The sequence below is a fragment of the Pseudomonas sp. M20 genome (assembly GCF_045037865.1).
GTDB lineage: Bacteria > Pseudomonadota > Gammaproteobacteria > Pseudomonadales > Pseudomonadaceae > Aquipseudomonas.
The window spans coordinates 6,566,849-6,584,546 of the sequence record NZ_CP173611.1 but is presented as its reverse complement, the minus strand read 5'-3'; the positions used below and the strand labels follow the sequence as shown (position 1 = coordinate 6,584,546).

18 protein-coding genes are annotated in these 17,698 nt (G+C 59.0%); 9 read left to right on the top strand and 9 right to left on the bottom strand.

What is annotated here, in order from left to right:
• Positions 1 to 50 precede the first annotated feature (50 nt).
• A complete protein-coding gene (gene yedA / locus ACI514_RS29365) occupies positions 51 to 986 on the bottom strand; it encodes a drug/metabolite exporter YedA (protein ID WP_405122828.1) in 936 nt (311 codons plus the stop codon).
• A gap of 163 nt (positions 987 to 1,149) precedes the next feature.
• On the opposite strand from yedA, the gene ACI514_RS29360 reads away from it, so the two are divergent.
• Positions 1,150 to 1,605, top strand: a complete 456-nt coding sequence (locus ACI514_RS29360; protein WP_405122827.1) for an Lrp/AsnC family transcriptional regulator — start codon at positions 1,150 to 1,152, stop codon at positions 1,603 to 1,605.
• A gap of 153 nt (positions 1,606 to 1,758) precedes the next feature.
• On the opposite strand, the gene ACI514_RS29355 is transcribed toward ACI514_RS29360, so the two are convergent.
• The gene (locus ACI514_RS29355; RefSeq protein ID WP_405122826.1) at positions 1,759 to 2,271 is read right to left on the bottom strand and encodes a Bro-N domain-containing protein; all 513 of its coding nucleotides are present in this window, start codon (positions 2,269 to 2,271) and stop codon (positions 1,759 to 1,761) included.
• 450 nt (positions 2,272 to 2,721) lie between these two features.
• On the opposite strand from ACI514_RS29355, the gene ACI514_RS29350 reads away from it, so the two are divergent.
• Positions 2,722 to 3,726: a hypothetical protein gene (locus ACI514_RS29350; RefSeq protein WP_405122825.1), complete on the top strand. Its 1,005-nt coding sequence runs from the start codon at positions 2,722 to 2,724 to the stop codon at positions 3,724 to 3,726.
• Between the two features lie 119 nt (positions 3,727 to 3,845).
• On the opposite strand, the gene ACI514_RS29345 is transcribed toward ACI514_RS29350, so the two are convergent.
• From ACI514_RS29345 to ACI514_RS29335, 3 genes are all read right to left on the bottom strand, one after another.
• Entirely contained in the window at positions 3,846 to 4,451 is a 606-nt protein-coding gene (locus tag ACI514_RS29345; RefSeq protein ID WP_405122824.1) for a PolC-type DNA polymerase III, read from the bottom strand.
• Positions 4,452 to 4,486: 35 nt separating this feature from the next.
• A complete protein-coding gene (locus tag ACI514_RS29340; protein ID WP_007949802.1) occupies positions 4,487 to 4,966 on the bottom strand; it encodes an NYN domain-containing protein in 480 nt (159 codons plus the stop codon).
• A 138-nt stretch (positions 4,967 to 5,104) separates the two neighbouring features.
• Positions 5,105 to 5,863 carry a DUF2076 domain-containing protein gene (locus ACI514_RS29335; protein ID WP_405122823.1) on the bottom strand — a complete coding sequence of 253 codons (759 nt, stop codon included), beginning with the start codon at positions 5,861 to 5,863 and terminating at the stop codon, positions 5,105 to 5,107.
• A gap of 178 nt (positions 5,864 to 6,041) precedes the next feature.
• Here ACI514_RS29335 and ACI514_RS29330 point away from each other — a divergent pair, with 178 nt between their 5' ends.
• The 3 genes from ACI514_RS29330 (at position 6,042) to ACI514_RS29320 (ending at position 8,844) form a co-directional block, all read left to right on the top strand.
• Positions 6,042 to 6,716 (top strand): YciC family protein, encoded by a 675-nt coding sequence (locus tag ACI514_RS29330; RefSeq protein WP_405122822.1) that lies wholly within the window; start codon positions 6,042 to 6,044, stop codon positions 6,714 to 6,716.
• A 75-nt stretch (positions 6,717 to 6,791) separates the two neighbouring features.
• Positions 6,792 to 7,871, top strand: a complete 1,080-nt coding sequence (locus ACI514_RS29325) for an endonuclease/exonuclease/phosphatase family protein (RefSeq protein ID WP_405122821.1) — start codon at positions 6,792 to 6,794, stop codon at positions 7,869 to 7,871.
• Between the two features lie 52 nt (positions 7,872 to 7,923).
• A complete protein-coding gene (locus tag ACI514_RS29320) occupies positions 7,924 to 8,844 on the top strand; it encodes a hypothetical protein (protein WP_160059522.1) in 921 nt (306 codons plus the stop codon).
• A 103-nt stretch (positions 8,845 to 8,947) separates the two neighbouring features.
• Here the strand turns inward: ACI514_RS29320 and hrpB are convergent, their stop codons facing one another.
• Positions 8,948 to 11,467 carry an ATP-dependent helicase HrpB gene (hrpB, locus tag ACI514_RS29315; protein ID WP_160059523.1) on the bottom strand — a complete coding sequence of 840 codons (2,520 nt, stop codon included), beginning with the start codon at positions 11,465 to 11,467 and terminating at the stop codon, positions 8,948 to 8,950.
• 110 nt (positions 11,468 to 11,577) lie between these two features.
• Here hrpB and ACI514_RS29310 point away from each other — a divergent pair, with 110 nt between their 5' ends.
• A complete protein-coding gene (locus ACI514_RS29310; RefSeq protein ID WP_160059524.1) occupies positions 11,578 to 11,997 on the top strand; it encodes a polyribonucleotide nucleotidyltransferase in 420 nt (139 codons plus the stop codon).
• A 12-nt stretch (positions 11,998 to 12,009) separates the two neighbouring features.
• Complete coding sequence (locus ACI514_RS29305; RefSeq protein WP_405122820.1) at positions 12,010 to 12,918, top strand: cation diffusion facilitator family transporter; 909 nt, start codon at positions 12,010 to 12,012, stop codon at positions 12,916 to 12,918.
• A gap of 27 nt (positions 12,919 to 12,945) precedes the next feature.
• Here ACI514_RS29305 and ACI514_RS29300 read toward each other — a convergent pair whose 3' ends face one another.
• Positions 12,946 to 14,004: a DUF6515 family protein gene (locus ACI514_RS29300; protein ID WP_405122819.1), complete on the bottom strand. Its 1,059-nt coding sequence runs from the start codon at positions 14,002 to 14,004 to the stop codon at positions 12,946 to 12,948.
• 451 nt (positions 14,005 to 14,455) lie between these two features.
• Between ACI514_RS29300 and ACI514_RS29295 the strand changes: the two genes are divergently transcribed.
• Positions 14,456 to 14,935: an Lrp/AsnC family transcriptional regulator gene (locus ACI514_RS29295; protein WP_007909658.1), complete on the top strand. Its 480-nt coding sequence runs from the start codon at positions 14,456 to 14,458 to the stop codon at positions 14,933 to 14,935.
• Positions 14,936 to 15,217: 282 nt separating this feature from the next.
• A complete protein-coding gene (locus tag ACI514_RS29290; RefSeq protein WP_007909655.1) occupies positions 15,218 to 15,427 on the top strand; it encodes a DUF2788 domain-containing protein in 210 nt (69 codons plus the stop codon).
• Here ACI514_RS29290 and ACI514_RS29285 read toward each other — a convergent pair.
• Together ACI514_RS29285 and amn are read right to left on the bottom strand one after the other, a co-directional pair.
• On the bottom strand, positions 15,422 to 16,057 hold the full coding sequence (locus ACI514_RS29285) for a pseudouridine synthase (RefSeq protein ID WP_160059527.1): 636 nt from the start codon (positions 16,055 to 16,057) through the stop codon (positions 15,422 to 15,424). The genes ACI514_RS29290 and ACI514_RS29285 overlap by 6 nt on opposite strands.
• Before the next feature lie 70 nt (positions 16,058 to 16,127).
• Complete coding sequence (amn, locus tag ACI514_RS29280) at positions 16,128 to 17,627, bottom strand: AMP nucleosidase (protein WP_161986511.1); 1,500 nt, start codon at positions 17,625 to 17,627, stop codon at positions 16,128 to 16,130.
• Positions 17,628 to 17,698 lie beyond the last annotated feature (71 nt).

Below are 17,698 nucleotides of genomic sequence, written 5' to 3'. Positions count from 1 at the left end.
GAGTACCGTAGGAAAAAATAACGCAGGCATGCAATGCCGCGCAGTTTACCCTAATTCGTACGCGTTTCTGTGGGAACGGCTGTCGGCGCCACGACTGGCGGCTGTGCCGGCCGACGCCACTGCGGCAAGCCAATCAACACCACGGCGCTGATGATCACCAGCATCGCCAGCGCTTCCTCGATGCCGATGGTCTCGCCGACAAAGACAATCCCCAGCAACACCGCCACCGCCGGATTGACGTAGGCATAACTGGTCGCCGCCGCCGGACGCACGTGCTTGAGCAGGTACATGTAGGAATTGAAGGCGATGATCGAGCCGAAGAAGATCAGGTACGCCAGCGCCAGCCAGCCTTCAACCGGAGGTATCGCTTGCAGATGCTCACCACTGACGGCGCTGCCAATCAGCAACACCACACCGCCGACCAGCATCTCCACCGCGCTGGCCATGGCGCCCTGCGGCAACGGCAAGTGTCTGCTCCACACCGAACCGAACGCCCAGGTCGCCGCCGCAAAAATCAGCAGCGCCGCGCCCAGCGGGCTCGATTGCAGGTTGGAGCCCATGTTGAGCATGGCAATACCAACAATCCCCAACGCCACCCCGGCCCATTCCAGCCGAGTGTTACGCGCGCCCCAGAAATATCCACAGAGCAAAGTAAACAACGGCACCGTCGCCACCGCCAATGCCGCCACCCCCGAAGCCACGCCAGTATGCTCGGCCACGCTCACCGCGCCATTACCGAAACTGAGCAGCAAAATCCCGATGATCCCCGCCGCTTTCCACTGCGCCCAGGTCGGCGCCGGTGCCCCGCGCCAGCGCAGGAAGGCGTACATCAACGAACCGGCAATCACGAAGCGCACACCACCGAGCATCAGCGGCGGCCAGTACTCGACGCCAATGCGGATCACCAGATAGGTCGACCCCCAAATCACATACAGCGCGAAAAACGCGGCGATCAGCGGCAAGGAAAAACGGCGCAAGGCAGGCATGGGCAGCTCGAATGTCAGGCTCTCGGGATTAGTTATTCTAGAAAGGCTTGCGGGCAAAAATAAGTTACAAAACCTGTTTATAGCGCCGGTAAACTTTGGAAATCACGGAGATCGACGTCTTAAACCGAGATTTCGAAAGCCCGGCATTTTCAGGAGTTCAGCCTTGGATAAATACGACCGCATGCTGCTCAGCGCCCTACTCGAAAACGGTCGCGCGTCCTACGCCGACCTGGCGCGCAAGGTGAACCTCTCCGCCCCGGCCGTCGCCGAGCGCGTGGCCAAGCTTGAAGCTGCCGGGGTAATCACCGGGTACGAGGCAAAAATCGACCTGTCGAAAATCGGCCTGCCGATCCAGTGCATGATCGAATTGCGGCTGCACCAGAACGGCAGTCAGAAGGTCTACGACGAACTGGTAAAAATCCCGCAACTGACCGAGTGCTTTCGAGTGACAGGCGATCCATGCGTGATGATGAAGGCTGCGGTGGGGTCGATGACGGAGCTTGAGGAGTTGATCAATCGGGTGGCGAAGTTTGGTTTCAGCAAGACCTCGATTGTGTTGTCGAGCGCGATTGAAAAGCGCGTGCCGCTCGGTCACATCGAAAGCAACGGCAAATCCTGAGAACGATGATGCCCCGTGTGGGAGCGAGCCTGCTCGCGAAAGCGGTGTATCCGTGGATACAAATTTTGGCTGACACACCGTCATCGCGAGCAGGTTCATAGCTCATTCAGCCGATCAAAAATCAACGCTCTATCGTGAAACAACTAGCGGCCGTCATCTGTAGCTGGCCCCTTCCTGAGACAACATGTACGGCATGTCTCGCATGCGTATCCATGGCTCATTACGCCAATGCAGAAGCCTCAACGTTTCCCCGGCACACATGATCAAGCGCAAATGTGGGTCTGGAACTGACTTCGAGTTCTGACGAAGCATTGGCACAATCTCGTGAGTCAGCCACCGACGCAGATGACGGTTCTCTGGGGAATAGTGATAAACCAGCATTGCGTAAACCCCTGACTCGCTCAGCATCAAAAACTCTTGAGCGCCATCATTACCTGACAGATGCATCATCTGTCGCTGATCCTCGTCCAACTTGAGCACTTGTCGCGCATTGATTTCCAGCCCCATGAGACGACCGATGTCTCGGGCACAGAACCAAGCCTCTGCATGTTGCAGAGTAGCCCTCAGTTGAATGTGATGACGGATGAACAATTGGGGTTGTATGAGCGGCTCATGAGGGATTGCTGAACCGAAATTTTCTGAGTGTGTGGGGACGACTTTGACCATGACAAATCTCCTAAGAACATCGGAGCTGCCCGCATCACTTGCAGATGATGGGTGGCAGCTGTGCGCGGGTCTGCAAGACCGAGTAGGAGACCTCGGCAGACCCGAAGGTCTCCCGCACACAGCTACCATAAATCGATAGTCGCTTATTGAAGCGACGCGATTATAGGTTTGCCAGTGGTCTCCTAACAAACTATCGGCGGGCTTGCAGTCCCGATCGCTGAATTTGCAGCGACGCACAGAGGTTAACGGCAGGGTTATCTGGGCTCAAGACAGATTCCCCCTAAACTTCAGTAGGATGCTTCGCCAAACCATACACGTAACTAAACAACCGATTACGCGAGACTTTTGGTCGATGGACGCCACCCAGCGCAGCAGCTAATGTCCTGAATATGCCGAGAATCAGTCTTTCTCAAAAAATAAAAAACCGATAGAAATGAAAGGAGTTCAAAAATGACTTGGAAGGGAACCCTACGCTCAATGCAGGCGTCAGCCAGAAGAGCTGAGCGCAACTCAAAACGGCGTCAACGTGAATTGCAGGTGCGTCAGAAAGAGTTCGAGAAAATGGAGGCTCTTGAACAGGCCGCGTACGAAGTTGAAGTCTACGAAAATCACATAGATTTGTTGCTGTCTGTGCATAAAGACTGTGGCGAGAGGATTGATTGGAGTGAATTCGCTAATCAACCGCCACCGATAAAACCCGCCGCACTAAATACTCATGAAATCCAGGCTAGGGCGAGACAGGCCAGCTATAAACCTGGCTTCATTGCGCGCACTTTAAAGCTTGAGGCCAGACAGCGTAAAAAACTGGAATTCGCTATTCAAGCAGCGGCTGCCAAAGACACGCAGCAGTTGGCTCAAGAGGTAACGGAGTGGGAAGCGGAACATCAGGATTGGAAAATAGATCACGAACTCGCGCTGGGAATTCTCGCCGGCAATGGCCAATCGAAAATTGATGCAGTTTTGCGCGTGAATCCGTTCACGGATATTTCCCATTTAGGCACTTCTATTAATTTCTCGGTCGCAGACACCGGCATTCTCGAGTGCACGCTCTCGGTACACGGGACCAAAGTGATCCCTCAAGAGATCAAGTCACTGCTGCAGAGCGGAAAATTATCGGTGAAAAAAATGCCGATCAGCAAATTTAATGAGCTGTTACAGGACTACGTATCCAGCTGCGTTTTGCGTGTGGGTCAAGAACTGCTAAGTATTCTTCCCGAGCGCCTCGTCATCGTTACGGCCGTTGACTTAATACTCAACTCTGCGACCGGCCACGTGGAGGACCAACCCATCCTGAGCGTCGCTATCTCTCGCGAGACACTCTCCAAACTCAACATGCAAAGCATCGACCCATCAGACTCGATGAAGAACTTTGTACACGCTATGAACTTCAAGAAAACGACAGGCTTTATGCCGGTAAGCAAGATCAATAGTCAGCAATTCGCTAGTCTGGCTTAAAGCAAAAAGATCGCAGCCTTCGGCAGCTCCTACAGGAGATTCATTGCATCAAAGTACACACCGTCTTATCCCATGTAGGTTAAGTCGGTGTGTACAGGAGTTGTGTGCTGGATTGGGGATCAGCGATAGCGCTGCAGATGTTCACTGACTTTCGCGGCAGGGACTTTCTGCAGTTTGCATAGCAGGTCGTGCGATAGCTCGCTTACTCCGTGCTTGTGCCGCAACTCTTCCGCCAAATGCGCCATCAGATTGGCCGCCATCTCGGCATCGGCCATTGCCCGGTGAGCCTGGCCGGTATGCGGCAGGCGCGCGAACATGGTGAGCGTACCGAGCTTGTGATTCGGCGCCGCAGGCATTAGCCGCCGCGCCAGCAGCAACGAGCAAGCAAAATTCTGCAACCGCGTACGCTTGATCCGCCCCAGCTCAAAGTCCCAGAACTTCTGGTCGAACGAGGCGTTGTGCGCCACCAGCGGCGTGCAGCCGACAAACTCATTGACCTCTTCCATGACTTTTTCGGCCGGCGGCGCGGTGCGCAGCATGGCGTTGCTGATGCCGGTCAGTTGTTCGATGAACGCGGGGACGCGCACGCCGGCGTTCATCAGGCTCTGGTAACGCTCGACAATGCGGCCGTTTTCCAGCATGACCACGGCGATTTCCGTGGCGCGACAGCTGCTGTTCGGCGAGAGGCCGGTGGTTTCAAAGTCGATGACTGCAATGCGTTCCAAACCGGGTTCTACTCCGTACAAATCAATTCTTCAGCTTAATTTTTTAACAGCAGCGCGCCTTCGATCGGCACGTAACGGCTGGCGGCGCGGATCAGCGAGTTGGCGGTCAGGCCGGGCACACCGTAGGCGACGGCTTGAACGCCGTGCTTGCTGATGATGCGTTCGAGCAGCATGTCGAAATCGCCGTCACCGGAAGCCAGGACGATTTCGTCGACGTGGTCGGCGGCGTCCATGATGTCGAGGGTGATGCCCACGTCCCAGTCGCCCTTGGCCGAGCCGTCGCTGCGCTGGATGTAGGGTTTGAGCTTCACGGTGAAACCGAGGTTGCGCAGGATCTGCTGGAACTGTTGCTGCTTGCTGTCGCCACGGTCGATCGCATAGGCGTAGGCCTCGACGATCTGCCCGTCCTTGCTGATGTCGGCCCACAATGCGGCGTAGTTGAAGTGACAACCATAAGCCTGACGCACGGTGTAGTAGAGGTTCTGCACGTCGGCGAACACTGCGATTTTTTTCACCGGAGTTCCTGTGGGCGCGCAAGCGCACGAAGCGGGATCAGGCGCCAGGCCCGAAAAAGGCGCTCAGTATGCCAGCCATCAGGAGGGTTCCGCGAATAATCGGCCCGGAGCCCCAAGGGGCTCCGGACGAATGGTGAATCAGACGAAGGAATCGTCGTCATCAAAGAAGGAAGAGTTGTCGTTGCCGTAGTCGGTGTCGGTGAAGCCGCCCTGGTCATTGCCAGAGAATCCATTGTCCGCCACACGCTGATCATCACCCCAGCCGTTGTTGCTCTGGTCGGCGACCTGCGCCGGCTCTTCCTTGATCACTTCAACGATTTCTTCCGGCTGCTGGTTGTGATGGAACAGGCTGCTGATGCCCTGCGCCAGCATCACCCCACCAGCTACACCAGCCGCAGTTTTCAAGGCGCCGCCGAGGAAGCTGCTGCCTGCCGCTGGAGCGGCTTGTTGCGCGTAGTTAGGCGGTGGCGCGCCGAAGTTCTGTTGGGGTGCAGACGCGCCGTAATTCTGCTGCGGTGCCGGTTCGCGCCAGCCGCCAGTCGAGAACGGCGCGGCACTCTGAGTCGGCGCCGGACGCGGGCTGCCACCAAAAATGCTCGACAGGAAACCACCGCCGCCGCTTGGCGCCGGTGCGGCACTCTGGGCCTTCGCCGACTGCAACTCAGCCTGCAAACGCTGGACTTGTTGAGTCAGTTGCTTGTTCTGCTCGTCAAGGCTCTTGAGCGCCGCCTCTTGCACCAGAATCGCCTGGGTCATGAAATAACCTGCCGCTGGCTGGCGGGTCAGGTGTTCCTTGATCCGCGCCTCAGCCTGGGCATCACGCGGGGCTGCCTCCGTTTCGGCCTGTTGCAGCCGGGAAAACAGTCCATCGATCAGGGTTTGCTCTTCGCTGTTCATGGCGACCTCGTAGATTGCCGGGGATAACATTGCCCTCGTCCACGTTGGCCGAGGTGCTCTCCTGTAATGGAGACGGTGACAAAACGTTTCAATGACCTTTACCGAATGTTTACGTTTGTGTCGCGCCAGCCATCATCGGTTAAAGTGAGCCACTGTTTTCGACCTGCGATACCGACTGATGAATGCCCTCGAAGTGCTGCGCGACTCTTTGTATTTTTTCAAACGCCATTTGGGCAGCATCGTGCAGTTGTGCCTGCCGCTGGTGATTTTCGAAGCATTCCTGCAACAAGTGGTCGATCACGCCAGCGGGCCGGAAAACATCTCGGCGATCAGTATCGTCGTCGGTCTGCTGGTGTATCCGCTGTACACCGCAGCGCTGATCCTGTTCCTCGATGCGCGCAGCCGTGGCGAGTCGCCGCGCAACCGTGACCTGCTGGCGATGGCCGCCACCCTGTGGCCGCGCTTCGCGTTGCTCACGGCGCTCAATACCTTGCTGATTCTGTTGGGCCTGTCGCTGTATTTCCTGCCGGGCCTGATGCTGATGGTGATGCTCGCGTTCGGCGAATACCTGCTGGTGCTGCGCGGCATGGGGCCATTGCAGGCGATGAAAGAAAGCCTGCGCCTGACCCGTGGGCATTTCTGGCGAATCCTGCTGTGCATTCTCTGTGTGATGACGCCGCTGTGGTTGCTCAAGGGCGCGACGCTGGCGGTGTACCCCGAGCCGCAGAACCCGCTGATCGCGATACTGATCGACAGCGCTCACAGTTTTCTGCAGCTGTTTACCAGTGTGGTGTTGTTCCGCCTGTTCATGCTGATCAGCGAATTGCCTGACAAACGTGACAGAGTAATCTGACCGCTCTGCGCTTGGGCTTCGAGACAGCCGTCAGGTATGCTCGGGGCCACTTTCTGTAACGCTATAAGCCGAGCCATGACCCGTCTACTGCGCTACACCCTGTTGTTTGTTGTGCTGGCCGTCGTGTTGATCGGCACGCTGATCTTCAGCCTGACATGGCGTCCCGACGCCCGCGAAACCCTGCCGGTCAGTTGCACGGGAACGCCACCGACGCTGGTGCCGGGCCAGGCGCTGAAAGTCATGACCTGGAACGTGCAGTACCTCGCAGGCAAGCGTTACGTGTTCTGGAATGATCTGGCCCAGGGCACAGATGAAGCGCCGACACTGGAAGACATGGCTTTCAGCCTCGACGAAGTGGCGCGGGTGATCCGCGACGAGCAGCCCGATGTAGTGCTGTTGCAGGAGCTCGATGACGGCGCCAAGGCCAGCGACTATCAGAACCAGCTCAAGCTGTTGCAGGAACGCGTTGCCGACCTATACCCGTGCAGTGCCAGCGCGTTTGACTGGAAAGCCGATTTCGTCCCTGATCGACACATTTTCGGCAGCGTCGGCCGGCAACTGGCAACCCTGAGCCGCTATCGCGTCGAGCACGCCGAGCGCTTGCAATTGCCGGTTGCTGCGGCCAATTTCATCAGCCGTCAGTTCCAGCCGAAAGACGCCCTGCTCGCGACCAAACTGCCACTGAGCGACGGCGGGCAACTGACCGTGTTTAACACGCACCTGGAGCGTGCCAGCCAGCCCGATGACACGCTGCAGGCGCAGGTGAGCGCCGTGGCCAAAATGCTCGACAAGTACGAAAGTCAGGGCCTGCCGTGGTTGATCGGCGGCGACTTCAACCTGTTGCCGCTGGGTCAATACCGTCGTTTGCCCGCCGAGCAGCGCACGCCCTACTCCGCCGACAGCGAACTGCATCTGCTGTGGGACAAGTACCCGATGATCCCGACCAACAACGAAGCCAGCGGCATCGATCGTGCGCAGTGGCTGACCCACTACCCCAACGATCCTGGCCTGAACGGCCCGGATCGTACAGTCGACTATCTGTTTTACAGCCCGAAGATGAAACGGGTGGAAGCGAGGGTGCGTCAGGACGATACGTTGCGCATCTCCGATCATCTGCCGGTGATCGCGCGCTTCCTGCTGCCGGCGACGCCCTAGGCCGGGCTGAGGAACATCGGCCCGTCGCCCCGAATTCACGATATGGAATCCCATGAAAATCTTATTGGTGTGCAAGGACATTGGTGGTTACGCGCGCAAACTGGCGGACTATCTGAGGATCGACAATGACGTGTGTTTCATCGATACGTCATCGACACAGAACAGCTTTGATCGAGCGCCGAAGATCCTGCGCCGCCCGCTTAAACGCTGGGCGCAGTTACGCCAATTCAAGAAGAGTATCGGTGCATCAGGGCGCTTTGACGTTGCATTGATCATCAACCCGGCACAAATCGATCCCCGGCAACTGACCGCTGGCCTCAATGCCAGCGAACACAAGATCGCTTACCTCTACGACAGCTTCAGTCGCTGGCCGATGACCCGGGAAGAACTCGGCGCTTATGACGAGGTGTTTTCCTTCGACCCGCAGAATGCTGAAAGCTACGGCCTGAAGAAACTCCACAACTTCATTTACGACGACTACAGCGCAGACGGCGAACCCGGTGAATACTCGGCGTTTGTGGTGATGGCGGGCAAGGATCGGGTGCCGGCACTTGAGGGCCTGGCGCAGGCATTCGACCGCCTCGGGGTGACCGATTACAAATTTCTGGTTCAGTGCAAACCAATCCCGAACGCGCATCCGGGCATCACGTTCTTCGAGCAGAGAATGTCGCTGGAATCCGTCGGCGAACTGGTGAAACGCTCGCGGATCATTCTGGACATTTCCAAGCCTGGTCAGGCCGGGTTGAGTTTCCGTTTCTTCGAAGCCATGGCCTCACGGAAAAAAATCATCACCACCAACAAGAGCGTGGTCGACTATGACTTTTACAACCCGGCGAACATTTTGGTCATTGATGAGGCCAATCCGGTGATTCCGGAACGGTTCATTACTGATCCGTATGTCGATGTGCCTGAACACATCTACCAGAAGTACACCCTGCAGGGATGGGTCAAAACAGTCTTTTCGCGCTCATGAAATGACATCGCAGGCAGCTCCCACATTAGATCGGTGTCGTACCGTTATTCTGTGGCCGACTTCAATTCTGTAGGAGCTGCCGCAGGCTGCGATCTTCTGACCTTCAGGTACCGCGCGGTTTGGCCCGTGCGGTGGCTTCGGCCACCAGCGGATCATCCGGCCAGTAATGCTTCGGGTACCGCCCCTTCAAATCCTTCTTCACCTCGGCATAGGTGCTGCGCCAGAAGTTGGCCAGATCCTGCGTCACCTGCACCGGCCGCCGCGCTGGCGATAGCAGATGCAATTTGACCACCTGGCGCCCACCGGCAATTCGTGGCGTGTCCGCCAGCCCGAACAGTTCTTGCAAGCGCACCGCGAGAATCGGTGGAGACTCGCTGTAATCGAGTCGAATCGACGACCCCGACGGCACGCTCAGATGATGTGGCGCCAGCTCATCGAGCTTTTGCGGCAACGGCCACGGCAGCAGATTACGGACGATGCTCGACAGATCCAGATTGGCAAAATGGCTGAGCCGCGAAACCTTGCCCAGATAGGGCATCAGCCAGTCTTCGAGGGTGTTGAGCAACGTTGCATCGCTGACATCCGGCCACTGACTTTCATCCTGCGAATTCAGATCAAGCTGTCGCAACAGCGCCACCCGCGCCTGCCACTGACGCAATTCCGGCGTCCACGGCAGCAGCTCCAGACCTTTGCGCCGCACCAGATTGACCAGCGCCCGACTGCGCGCATTTTCGTCGAGACCGGTCAGCGGTTCGCGGCTGAGAATCAGCTCGCCTACTTTGCGCTGACGCTCGGCGCGCAGCACGCCTTCGCGTTCATCCCAATCGAGTTGATCGACATTGCGCACCTGTTCGGCGAGCACGGAATCGAACAGCGCCGGATCGAAATCCGCTGCCAGATAAATCCGTTCTTCGCGCTGGCCCTGACGGCTGCCGAGGTCGGCGATGACGATCCACGGCTCTTTCATCAGGCTGTCCGCCTCAGCGAACAATGCCGCGCGACCGTTGGCCAGACGATACTCAGCGCCACCGGCACGCCGCTGTTGCGCGACGCGATCGGGATAGGCCAGCGCCAGCAACGCACCGAGCCAGCGCGGATGATCAGGATCGCTGACCGGCTCGCTCGCCTTGCCACGCAGGTAACCGCGATATTGCCGCGCCAGTTGCTTAGCGCGCTGCACCCCGCCCTGCGCACCACGGGCGGCACGCTCTTCGCCAGAAAGCAGCACAAGCCGACTGTGCAAATCCGCCCCAGCACCGCGCACGATATCGCGCTCACCAAGCAATGCGGCGACGTCGCAGGCCATGTTGGCCAAACCCAACGCCTGTCCGCGCAACAGCAAATGGCCGATGCGCGGATGCGCAGGCAACTCAGCCATGGCCTGACCATGAGTGGTCAGCGCCTCACCTTCCAGCGCACCCAGCCGTTGCAGCAAATCCTGCGCCTGGGCATAAGCCGCCGCTGGCGGAACATCGAGCCAGACCAGTTCGCCCGGCGTGACGCCCCAACGTCCGAGTTGCAGGGCGAGGCTGGCGAGATCCGCCGAGAGAATTTCCGCACTGCCATACGCCGCCAATTGCTCGTGCTGATCCTGCGACCACAAGCGATAGCAAACCCCCGGCTCCAATCGCCCGGCGCGGCCTGCACGCTGGGTGGCGCTGGCCTTGGAAATCCGCTGGGTATCAAGACGCGTCATGCCGCTGCCCGGGTCAAAACGCGGCACCCGCGCCAGCCCGGCATCGATCACCACACGCACGCCGTTGATGGTCAGACTGGTCTCGGCGATGTTGGTCGCCAACACCACTTTGCGCTGGCCGGGCGGCGCCGGATCAATTGCAGCACGCTGGGCATTGAGATCGAGTTCACCGTGCAACGGGCACAGCAACACGTCGCTGCGCTCACCGATCGCGTCGGCCAATTGTTGATGCACACGACGAATTTCCGCCTGCCCCGGCAGAAACACCAACAGGCTGCCGCTTTCATCGTGCAGCGCTTCGAGCACGGTTTGCGTTACACGCTGATCGATGTATTCGCCGGGCTGAAACGGACGGCCCCAGCGCATCGTCACCGGATACATGCGGCCTTCGCTGCGCAGGATCGGCGCGTCGTCCAGCAACCCGGCCAGACGTTCACCTTCGAGCGTGGCCGACATCAGCAGAATCTTCAGCGGTTGTTCAGCCCGGAACAGCTCGCGACCGTTCAGACTTAAGGCCAACGCCAGATCGGCATCGAGGCTGCGTTCGTGGAATTCGTCGAAGATCAGCAGGCCCACGCCTTCCAGCGCCGGGTCGTCCTGCAACCGCCGGGTGAGAATGCCTTCGGTGACTACTTCGATGCGTGTGTTGGGGCCGACCTTGCTGTCGAGACGAATGCGATAACCAACGGTTTCACCGACCTTCTCGCCCAACTCACTGGCCAGACGTTCCGCCGCTGCGCGCGCGGCCAGACGGCGCGGTTCGAGCATCAGAATGGTCTGCCCGGCCAGCCACGCCTCATCGAGCAAGGCCAGCGGCACGCGGGTAGTTTTACCAGCGCCGGGCGGTGCTTCGAGCACAGCTTCGTGGCGTGTCGCTAGGGCTTCACGCAGGGCGGGTAAAACTTCATCGATTGGCAAAGAATTCATGCTGGCTCCCAAACAGAGCGGCGAGTATAACGGCGAACTGGCGGGCGTTCGTCAGGGTCTTAACTTCACACGACGACGCTTCGTTCTTAGATCAATCAGGAGATTTTCCCATGCGCTTACCTTTTCGCCTGATCGGCGGTGCACTGGTCGCCACCCTGCTCACGCAAATCACCGCGTGCGGTTCGATTTTCTACCCGGACCGTCGCGGTCAGATCGACGGCAAGATCGACCCGGCGATTGCCGTGCTCGATGCTGTGGGCCTGCTTTTCTATGTCATCCCCGGCCTGATCGCGTTCGCCGTCGACTTTGCCACCGGCGCGATCTACTTCGAACCGGGCCACACCGCGCAGATCGACCCGGCCAAACTCAAGCAAGCCATCGGCCCGGACGGTCAGGTCGATAATCACAAGCTGCAGGCTATTCTCGAAAGTGAACTTGGGCGGGACTTTCCTCTGGATGACCCGCGCCTGATTCAACACAAAGGCAGCACTCAACAACTGGCGATGTTCGGCCTGCAACCCGCCGCTTAAAAAGGAAGTTAAATGACATCCAGCCCCGAACACGCTCGCCTGCTACGTCTGGCGACCCGCGCCTCGGTGGCGGTCGCGTGCACGCTGATCGTTGCCAAAGCCATCGCCTGGTGGCTGAGCGGTTCGGTGAGCATGCTCGCCGGCCTCACCGACTCGGCGCTGGATGGCGTCACTTCGATGCTCAATCTGCTGGCGGTGCATTACGCGCTGCGCCCCGCCGATGACGATCACCGTTATGGCCACGGCAAGGCGGAATCGCTGGCGGGGATGGCGCAGGCGTTGTTCATTGGCGGCAGTGCGGTATTGATCGCGTTTCAGGCTTACGAGCGACTTCATGATCCACAACCGCTCGGGGCGCCGTGGCTGAGCATCGGTGTGATTGTGTTTTCGCTGCTGCTGACCGCGGCGCTGCTGGTGTTGCAGCATCGGGTGATCAAGCAGACCGGCTCCAACGCCGTGCGCGCGGATTCGCTGCACTATCGCTCGGACATGCTGCTCAACGGCAGCATTCTGCTTGCGCTGATCCTCGCCGGGTTTGGTTTTGAGCAACTGGATGCGTGGTTCGGTCTGGGCATTGCTGCGTACATTTTGTGGAGCGCAATCCAGATCGCCCGGGAAAGCTTTTCAGTGTTGATGGATGAAGAGCTGCCGGCGGATGTCAGTCAGCACATGCTTGAACTGGCCTGCGGTGTGCCGGGCGTGTTGGGCGCGCATGACTTGCGCACACGGATCTCCGGCAACCACTGGTTCGTGCAATTGCACCTGGAATTGCCGGGGGAATTGACCTTGTCAGTGGCGCACGGCATCAGTGATCAAGCTGCCGATGCCATTCACAAGGCCTACCCGCGAGCCGAAGTGCTGGTGCACGCCGACCCGATAAAAGCAGCTACAAGCCGCGAGCCGCAAGCTTCAAGCTTGTAGCTCGAAATTTGCAACTCGTAGCTGCTCTTACTGGACCTGATAACCGCGACTGCTCAGGCAATTGCCCTGAGCCTGGCGATACGCCTGAACCACTTCAGGCGCTGGCTGATAGGTCGCGGTGCGCGGATCGAAACCGCTTTGCTGCACGGCGTACTGATAGCACTGATAACCGTCCTGCTGCACCTGCTCCGGCGACTGGCCGTTGGCCGGGTACGCTTCGACGTCATAGCCTTGTGATTGCGGCTGCGGTTGTTGCTGCACCGGCGGCTCGACGACCACGTAATCCTGCGTCGCTTCCTGATAGGCGTAGTAGGAACCGGCGGCGAGGAATAGCAGCGCCCCCCCGATCCACACTTCACGGGCGTAATCGGGCAAATACTGGATGCGGATCCCGCGCGGTGGCTGCACGACGATGTAGCGCGGGCCTTGCGGGCGATACCAGTAGCCACCGGAGAAAAAGTAATCCTGCCCGCGATACGGCACGCGATAGTCGCGATCCGGGAAGCGGTCGATCACATGCCCCGGGCGATATTGCGGACCCGAGCCCCAACCGTTGCCGTGACCGTCCGGACGCCCAGGCCAGCGATTGTCATTGGGCCGGTTACCGGTCTGCCATTGCTGGTTGTGATAACCATTTTGTGGACGCTCGTCGCGGTAGTAGCCCTGACGCGGCTCCTGGGTCTGGCGCACGGCGTCGGGCCGTGGCTGGATCGGCAGGCTGTTGGCCGGCAGTTGTGGCGGCGGTGGCGGCTGGCGCACCGGGTTGGGATTGTAGGCTGGACGGTTCTGGTCGTGGTTTTGCCACTGACCATTATTGTTGTGCTGCTGGCCGTTGTGCTCGAACTGGCGGCTGTTGTCGCCACGAATGATCTCGTTGTTCTGCGGGCGCGGCTGATTCTGCTGTGGCTGATTATTCTGCGGACGCGGCTGATTGTTGCCGCCATGGCCCTGATTATTGCCCTGATGGTCCTGGCCATGGCCACCGCCCTCCGGCCCGCGATTCTGCGGTTCATCGGCAAGCGCTTGCGCACTGACACTCACACACAGCAAACCAACACCGGCCAGACGCCAAATGCGCGACTTCATGCTTTTTCTCACTGCGGGGCCTGTAAATGTAAGAGGACTTGTAGCTAAGACCGGGAATACACACACCGGGTTCTGCAACAGGTTATCAGTCGCGCAACTTATTTATTGAGCGTCTGGCATGAAATCGCAGGCAAGAAAAAAGGGAGACCCGTCGGCCTCCCTTCTAGAGAACTTCGTCCTGGCTCGACGCTTTTGACGTCGGCTCACCTCACGCCGTCTTCTGGACAGTGTGCAGCTCGGGGGCCGGCACAACCCCGATGGGGGTGGCGGCCGCGGCAGGCCGGATAGGGCGGGCCGCGTGGACTGTGTTACCGAGCAGTGATTCTGGTGATAAGAATAGGCCTGAGGTCGCGACAGAGGATTGCGAAGATTGCTGAAATAAACACCACTTGCGCAATTTTTAACCCTGGATAGATAATCTGCCGCAATAGTTACAACCAAGGACAGATTGATGAGCAAACTCGACCGTTACGACCTGAGTATTTTGGCGGAATTGCAGCGCGACGCCCGCATCTCCAACCAGGAATTGGCCGAGCGTATCGGTCTGTCGCCTTCCCCGTGCTCGCGCCGGGTCAAGCAACTGGAAGACGACGGGTATATTTCGCGCCAGGTGGCATTGCTCGATCGCAAAATGCTTGGGTTGAGCCTGACGGCTTATGTGCTGATCGGCATGGACCGGCATACACCGGAGCGTTTCGAGAATTTCGAAGCGGCGATTCGGACGTTGCCGCAGGTGCTGGAGTGCAGTCTGGTGACTGGGGTGGATGCCGATTACCAGTTGAAAGTGGTGGTGCCGGATATGGATCACTATCAGAAGCTGTTGCTGGGGCACCTTACCCGGATCGAGGGCGTGACCAGTGTGCGATCGAGTTTTGTGCTGAATCAGGTGCTCAACAGCACCGAACTGCCGCTGACTCATTTGCGTAGCTGATCAAAGGCACCCTCACCCCAGCCCTCTCCCGGAGGGAGAGGGAGCTGACCGAGGTGTCTGGCGTCATGCATCGACCTGAAAGATCGAGTCGATTGTGGATTCACAACAGAGCGTTCAGGTCGGCGTATTCCTTGAGCATCCCCCAATCAGTCCCCTCTCCCTCTGGGAGAGGGCTAGGGTGAGGGCAAAAGGCTTCGGATCAGACCCAGATCAATGCCACCCCACACACCTTGGCGTATACTCGCCGCGCCCTTTTAGCCGCGCGCGTGTCGGAGAAACCCAATGGATCCTGCATTATTAGAAGAGTGGATGATGACCGGTCTGGTCAGCATCCTGATCATTTTCATGGGTTTCATCGTCTGGGATCTGGCGAAGAAGTCCAAGGCCGGGCGCTTTGGCTCGTTCATTCTGTTCTTCGTGCTGGGCCTGGGCGTGGCCGCCTTTATCATCAAGAGTGTGGTGATCGGCCTGATCGAATCCGGCGCTTTATAAGCGCGCCGGCACTTCTTTCCACTGGCCCTGATCAAGGCCATCGATCGTCCAGTCGCCAATCCTGACCCGCACCAGCCGCAACGTCGGCAGACCGACCGCCGCCGTCATGCGCCGTACCTGACGGTTACGCCCCTCGCGAATCACCAGTTCCAGCCATGAAGTAGGTATGGTTGCGCGAAAGCGCACCGGCGGATTGCGCGGCCACAGCTCAGGTTCATCCAGTTGCCGCGCTTCGGCGGGCAAGGTCATGCCGTCATTTAGCTCAACGCCGTCACGTAAACGCTGCAGCTGTTCGGCCGTCGGCACGCCTTCAACCTGCACCCAATAGGTCTTCGCCAATTTGTGTTTCGGATCGGCGATGCGCGCCTGCAACTGCCCGTCGTTGGTCAGCAGCAACAAGCCTTCACTGTCGCGATCCAGGCGTCCGGCCGGATAAATGCCGGGCACATCGATGTAATCCTTGAGCGTCGCCCGCCCTTCGCCGTCGCTGAATTGCGTCAGCACATCGAACGGTTTATTGAACAGGATCAGTTTCGGCTCGCCCGGTGGTGCCTTGGCAACACGGCGCGGGGAAGCAGACTGAGGCTTCGCGCCAGGACGGCGGGAAGGTGGACGTGGAGGACGGGACATGGCGAAAAGAACATCTAACGGTCAGGGCTGCCAATGCTAGTAGCCTGACCGTTAAATGACCATCAACAAATCAGCGGAACGGCGGCTCGTCGAAGCTGCGCAGTTTGCGCGAGTGCAGCGAGTTGAGTTCGGTGCGCAGCAAATCGACCGCTTCGATGCCGATCTTCAAGTGCTGGCTGACCGCGCGCTCATAGAAGGCGTTAGCCGAACCCGGCAGCTTGATTTCGCTGTGCAGCGGTTTGTCCGAAACGCAGAGCAACGTGCCGTACGGCACTCGCAAGCGATAACCCTGCGCGGCAATCGTGCCACTCTCCATGTCCACCGCGACCGCGCGGGACAGGTTGATCAACGGCCGTTCCTGAGCCCAACGCAGTTCCCAGTTACGGTCGTCGTAGGTCAGCACGGTGCCAGTGCGCAGGCGTTTTTTCAGGTCGTCGCCCTTCTCGCCAGTGACATTGGCCGCAGCCTGTTGCAGGGCCATTTGCACTTCGGCCAAGGCCGGGATCGGAATGTTCGGCGGCACTACGCGATCAAGAATGCCGTCGCGACGCATGTACGCGTGCGCCAACACGTAGTCGCCAATGGTCTGCGACTGACGCAGGCCACCGCAGTGGCCGATCATCAGCCAGCAATGTGGACGCAGCACCGCCAAGTGGTCGGTGATGTTCTTGGCGTTGGACGGGCCGACGCCGATGTTCACCAGGGTCACGCCGTGGCCATCGCTGGCGATCAGGTGATAGGCCGGCATCTGATAGCGGTGCCAGACCACACCGGCTGCGATCGCCGACGCTTCGCCGTGATCCATGCCTTTCTCGATGATCACGTTACCCGGCAACACCATGCGCACAAAACGCGGGTCGCTGCGCAGTTGCTCCAGACCATGGACGATGAACTGGTCGACGTAGCGGTGATAGTTGGTCAGCAGAATCCACGGCTGCACATGGCGCCAGTCGCTGCCGGTGTAGTGAACCAGACGGCGCAGCGAGAAATCCACGCGCGCAGCGTCGAACAAGGCCAGCGGCAGCGGATCGGTGTTTTCCCAGTCGTAGAGACCGTCGGCGATGCCATCGGTGGCGGCGGACAGATCGGTACTCGGGAACACTCGCGCCAGCACGGCAGCGGTGACGCCGGAACCAGCGAGTTCATCGCCCTGCTCGACCACATACGGATACGGAATGTTTTGCTGGCTGACGCCGACTTCCACGGTCACGGTGAAGTCGTGCATCAACGGCACAAGCTGTTCGAGCAGATATTTGCGGAACGCTGCCGGGTGGGTGACGGTGACGCTGTAAGTGCCTGGCAGTTGCACCTTGGCGTAAGCGCGGGTGGTCTGCGGGACTTCGCCCTGGCAATGGTAGGTCAGACGCAGTTCGGGATAACGAAACAGAGCACGCTGCGCAGCGTCGGGTTCGACGCGATCTTTCAGGTAACGCTTGAGCGCCGAGTTCAGCGCAGTGGTGGCCCGCTCATGCAGCTCGGCCAGACGATCCACGGCTTGTTCGGCGGTTTGAACGACAATAAACGCTTCGGTCACGATCAGCTTCCTGTGTTCTGACTTGCAGAGCTTCATCTTGCCTGCATCGTGGCGTCACGGGAACAGTGGCATGTTGGCAACCGCACAATATATGGGTCACCCCAATC

What these genes read in the sequence shown, in the direction of transcription:
- ACI514_RS29305 (WP_405122820.1), top strand. Translation starts at nt 12,010, where the DNA reads ATGACATCCAGCCCCGAACACGCTCGCCTGCTACGTCTGGCGACCCGC.
- yedA (WP_405122828.1), bottom strand. Translation starts at nt 986, where the DNA reads ATGCCTGCCTTGCGCCGTTTTTCCTTGCCGCTGATCGCCGCGTTTTTC.
- ACI514_RS29295 (WP_007909658.1), top strand. Translation starts at nt 14,456, where the DNA reads ATGAGCAAACTCGACCGTTACGACCTGAGTATTTTGGCGGAATTGCAG.
- ACI514_RS29310 (WP_160059524.1), top strand. Translation starts at nt 11,578, where the DNA reads ATGCGCTTACCTTTTCGCCTGATCGGCGGTGCACTGGTCGCCACCCTG.
- ACI514_RS29355 (WP_405122826.1), bottom strand. Translation starts at nt 2,271, where the DNA reads ATGGTCAAAGTCGTCCCCACACACTCAGAAAATTTCGGTTCAGCAATC.
- ACI514_RS29300 (WP_405122819.1), bottom strand. Translation starts at nt 14,004, where the DNA reads ATGAAGTCGCGCATTTGGCGTCTGGCCGGTGTTGGTTTGCTGTGTGTG.
- hrpB (WP_160059523.1), bottom strand. Translation starts at nt 11,467, where the DNA reads ATGAATTCTTTGCCAATCGATGAAGTTTTACCCGCCCTGCGTGAAGCC.
- ACI514_RS29335 (WP_405122823.1), bottom strand. Translation starts at nt 5,863, where the DNA reads ATGAACAGCGAAGAGCAAACCCTGATCGATGGACTGTTTTCCCGGCTG.
- amn (WP_161986511.1), bottom strand. Translation starts at nt 17,627, where the DNA reads ATGAAGCTCTGCAAGTCAGAACACAGGAAGCTGATCGTGACCGAAGCG.
- ACI514_RS29290 (WP_007909655.1), top strand. Translation starts at nt 15,218, where the DNA reads ATGGATCCTGCATTATTAGAAGAGTGGATGATGACCGGTCTGGTCAGC.
- ACI514_RS29285 (WP_160059527.1), bottom strand. Translation starts at nt 16,057, where the DNA reads ATGTCCCGTCCTCCACGTCCACCTTCCCGCCGTCCTGGCGCGAAGCCT.
- ACI514_RS29330 (WP_405122822.1), top strand. Translation starts at nt 6,042, where the DNA reads ATGAATGCCCTCGAAGTGCTGCGCGACTCTTTGTATTTTTTCAAACGC.
- ACI514_RS29350 (WP_405122825.1), top strand. Translation starts at nt 2,722, where the DNA reads ATGACTTGGAAGGGAACCCTACGCTCAATGCAGGCGTCAGCCAGAAGA.
- ACI514_RS29325 (WP_405122821.1), top strand. Translation starts at nt 6,792, where the DNA reads ATGACCCGTCTACTGCGCTACACCCTGTTGTTTGTTGTGCTGGCCGTC.
- ACI514_RS29320 (WP_160059522.1), top strand. Translation starts at nt 7,924, where the DNA reads ATGAAAATCTTATTGGTGTGCAAGGACATTGGTGGTTACGCGCGCAAA.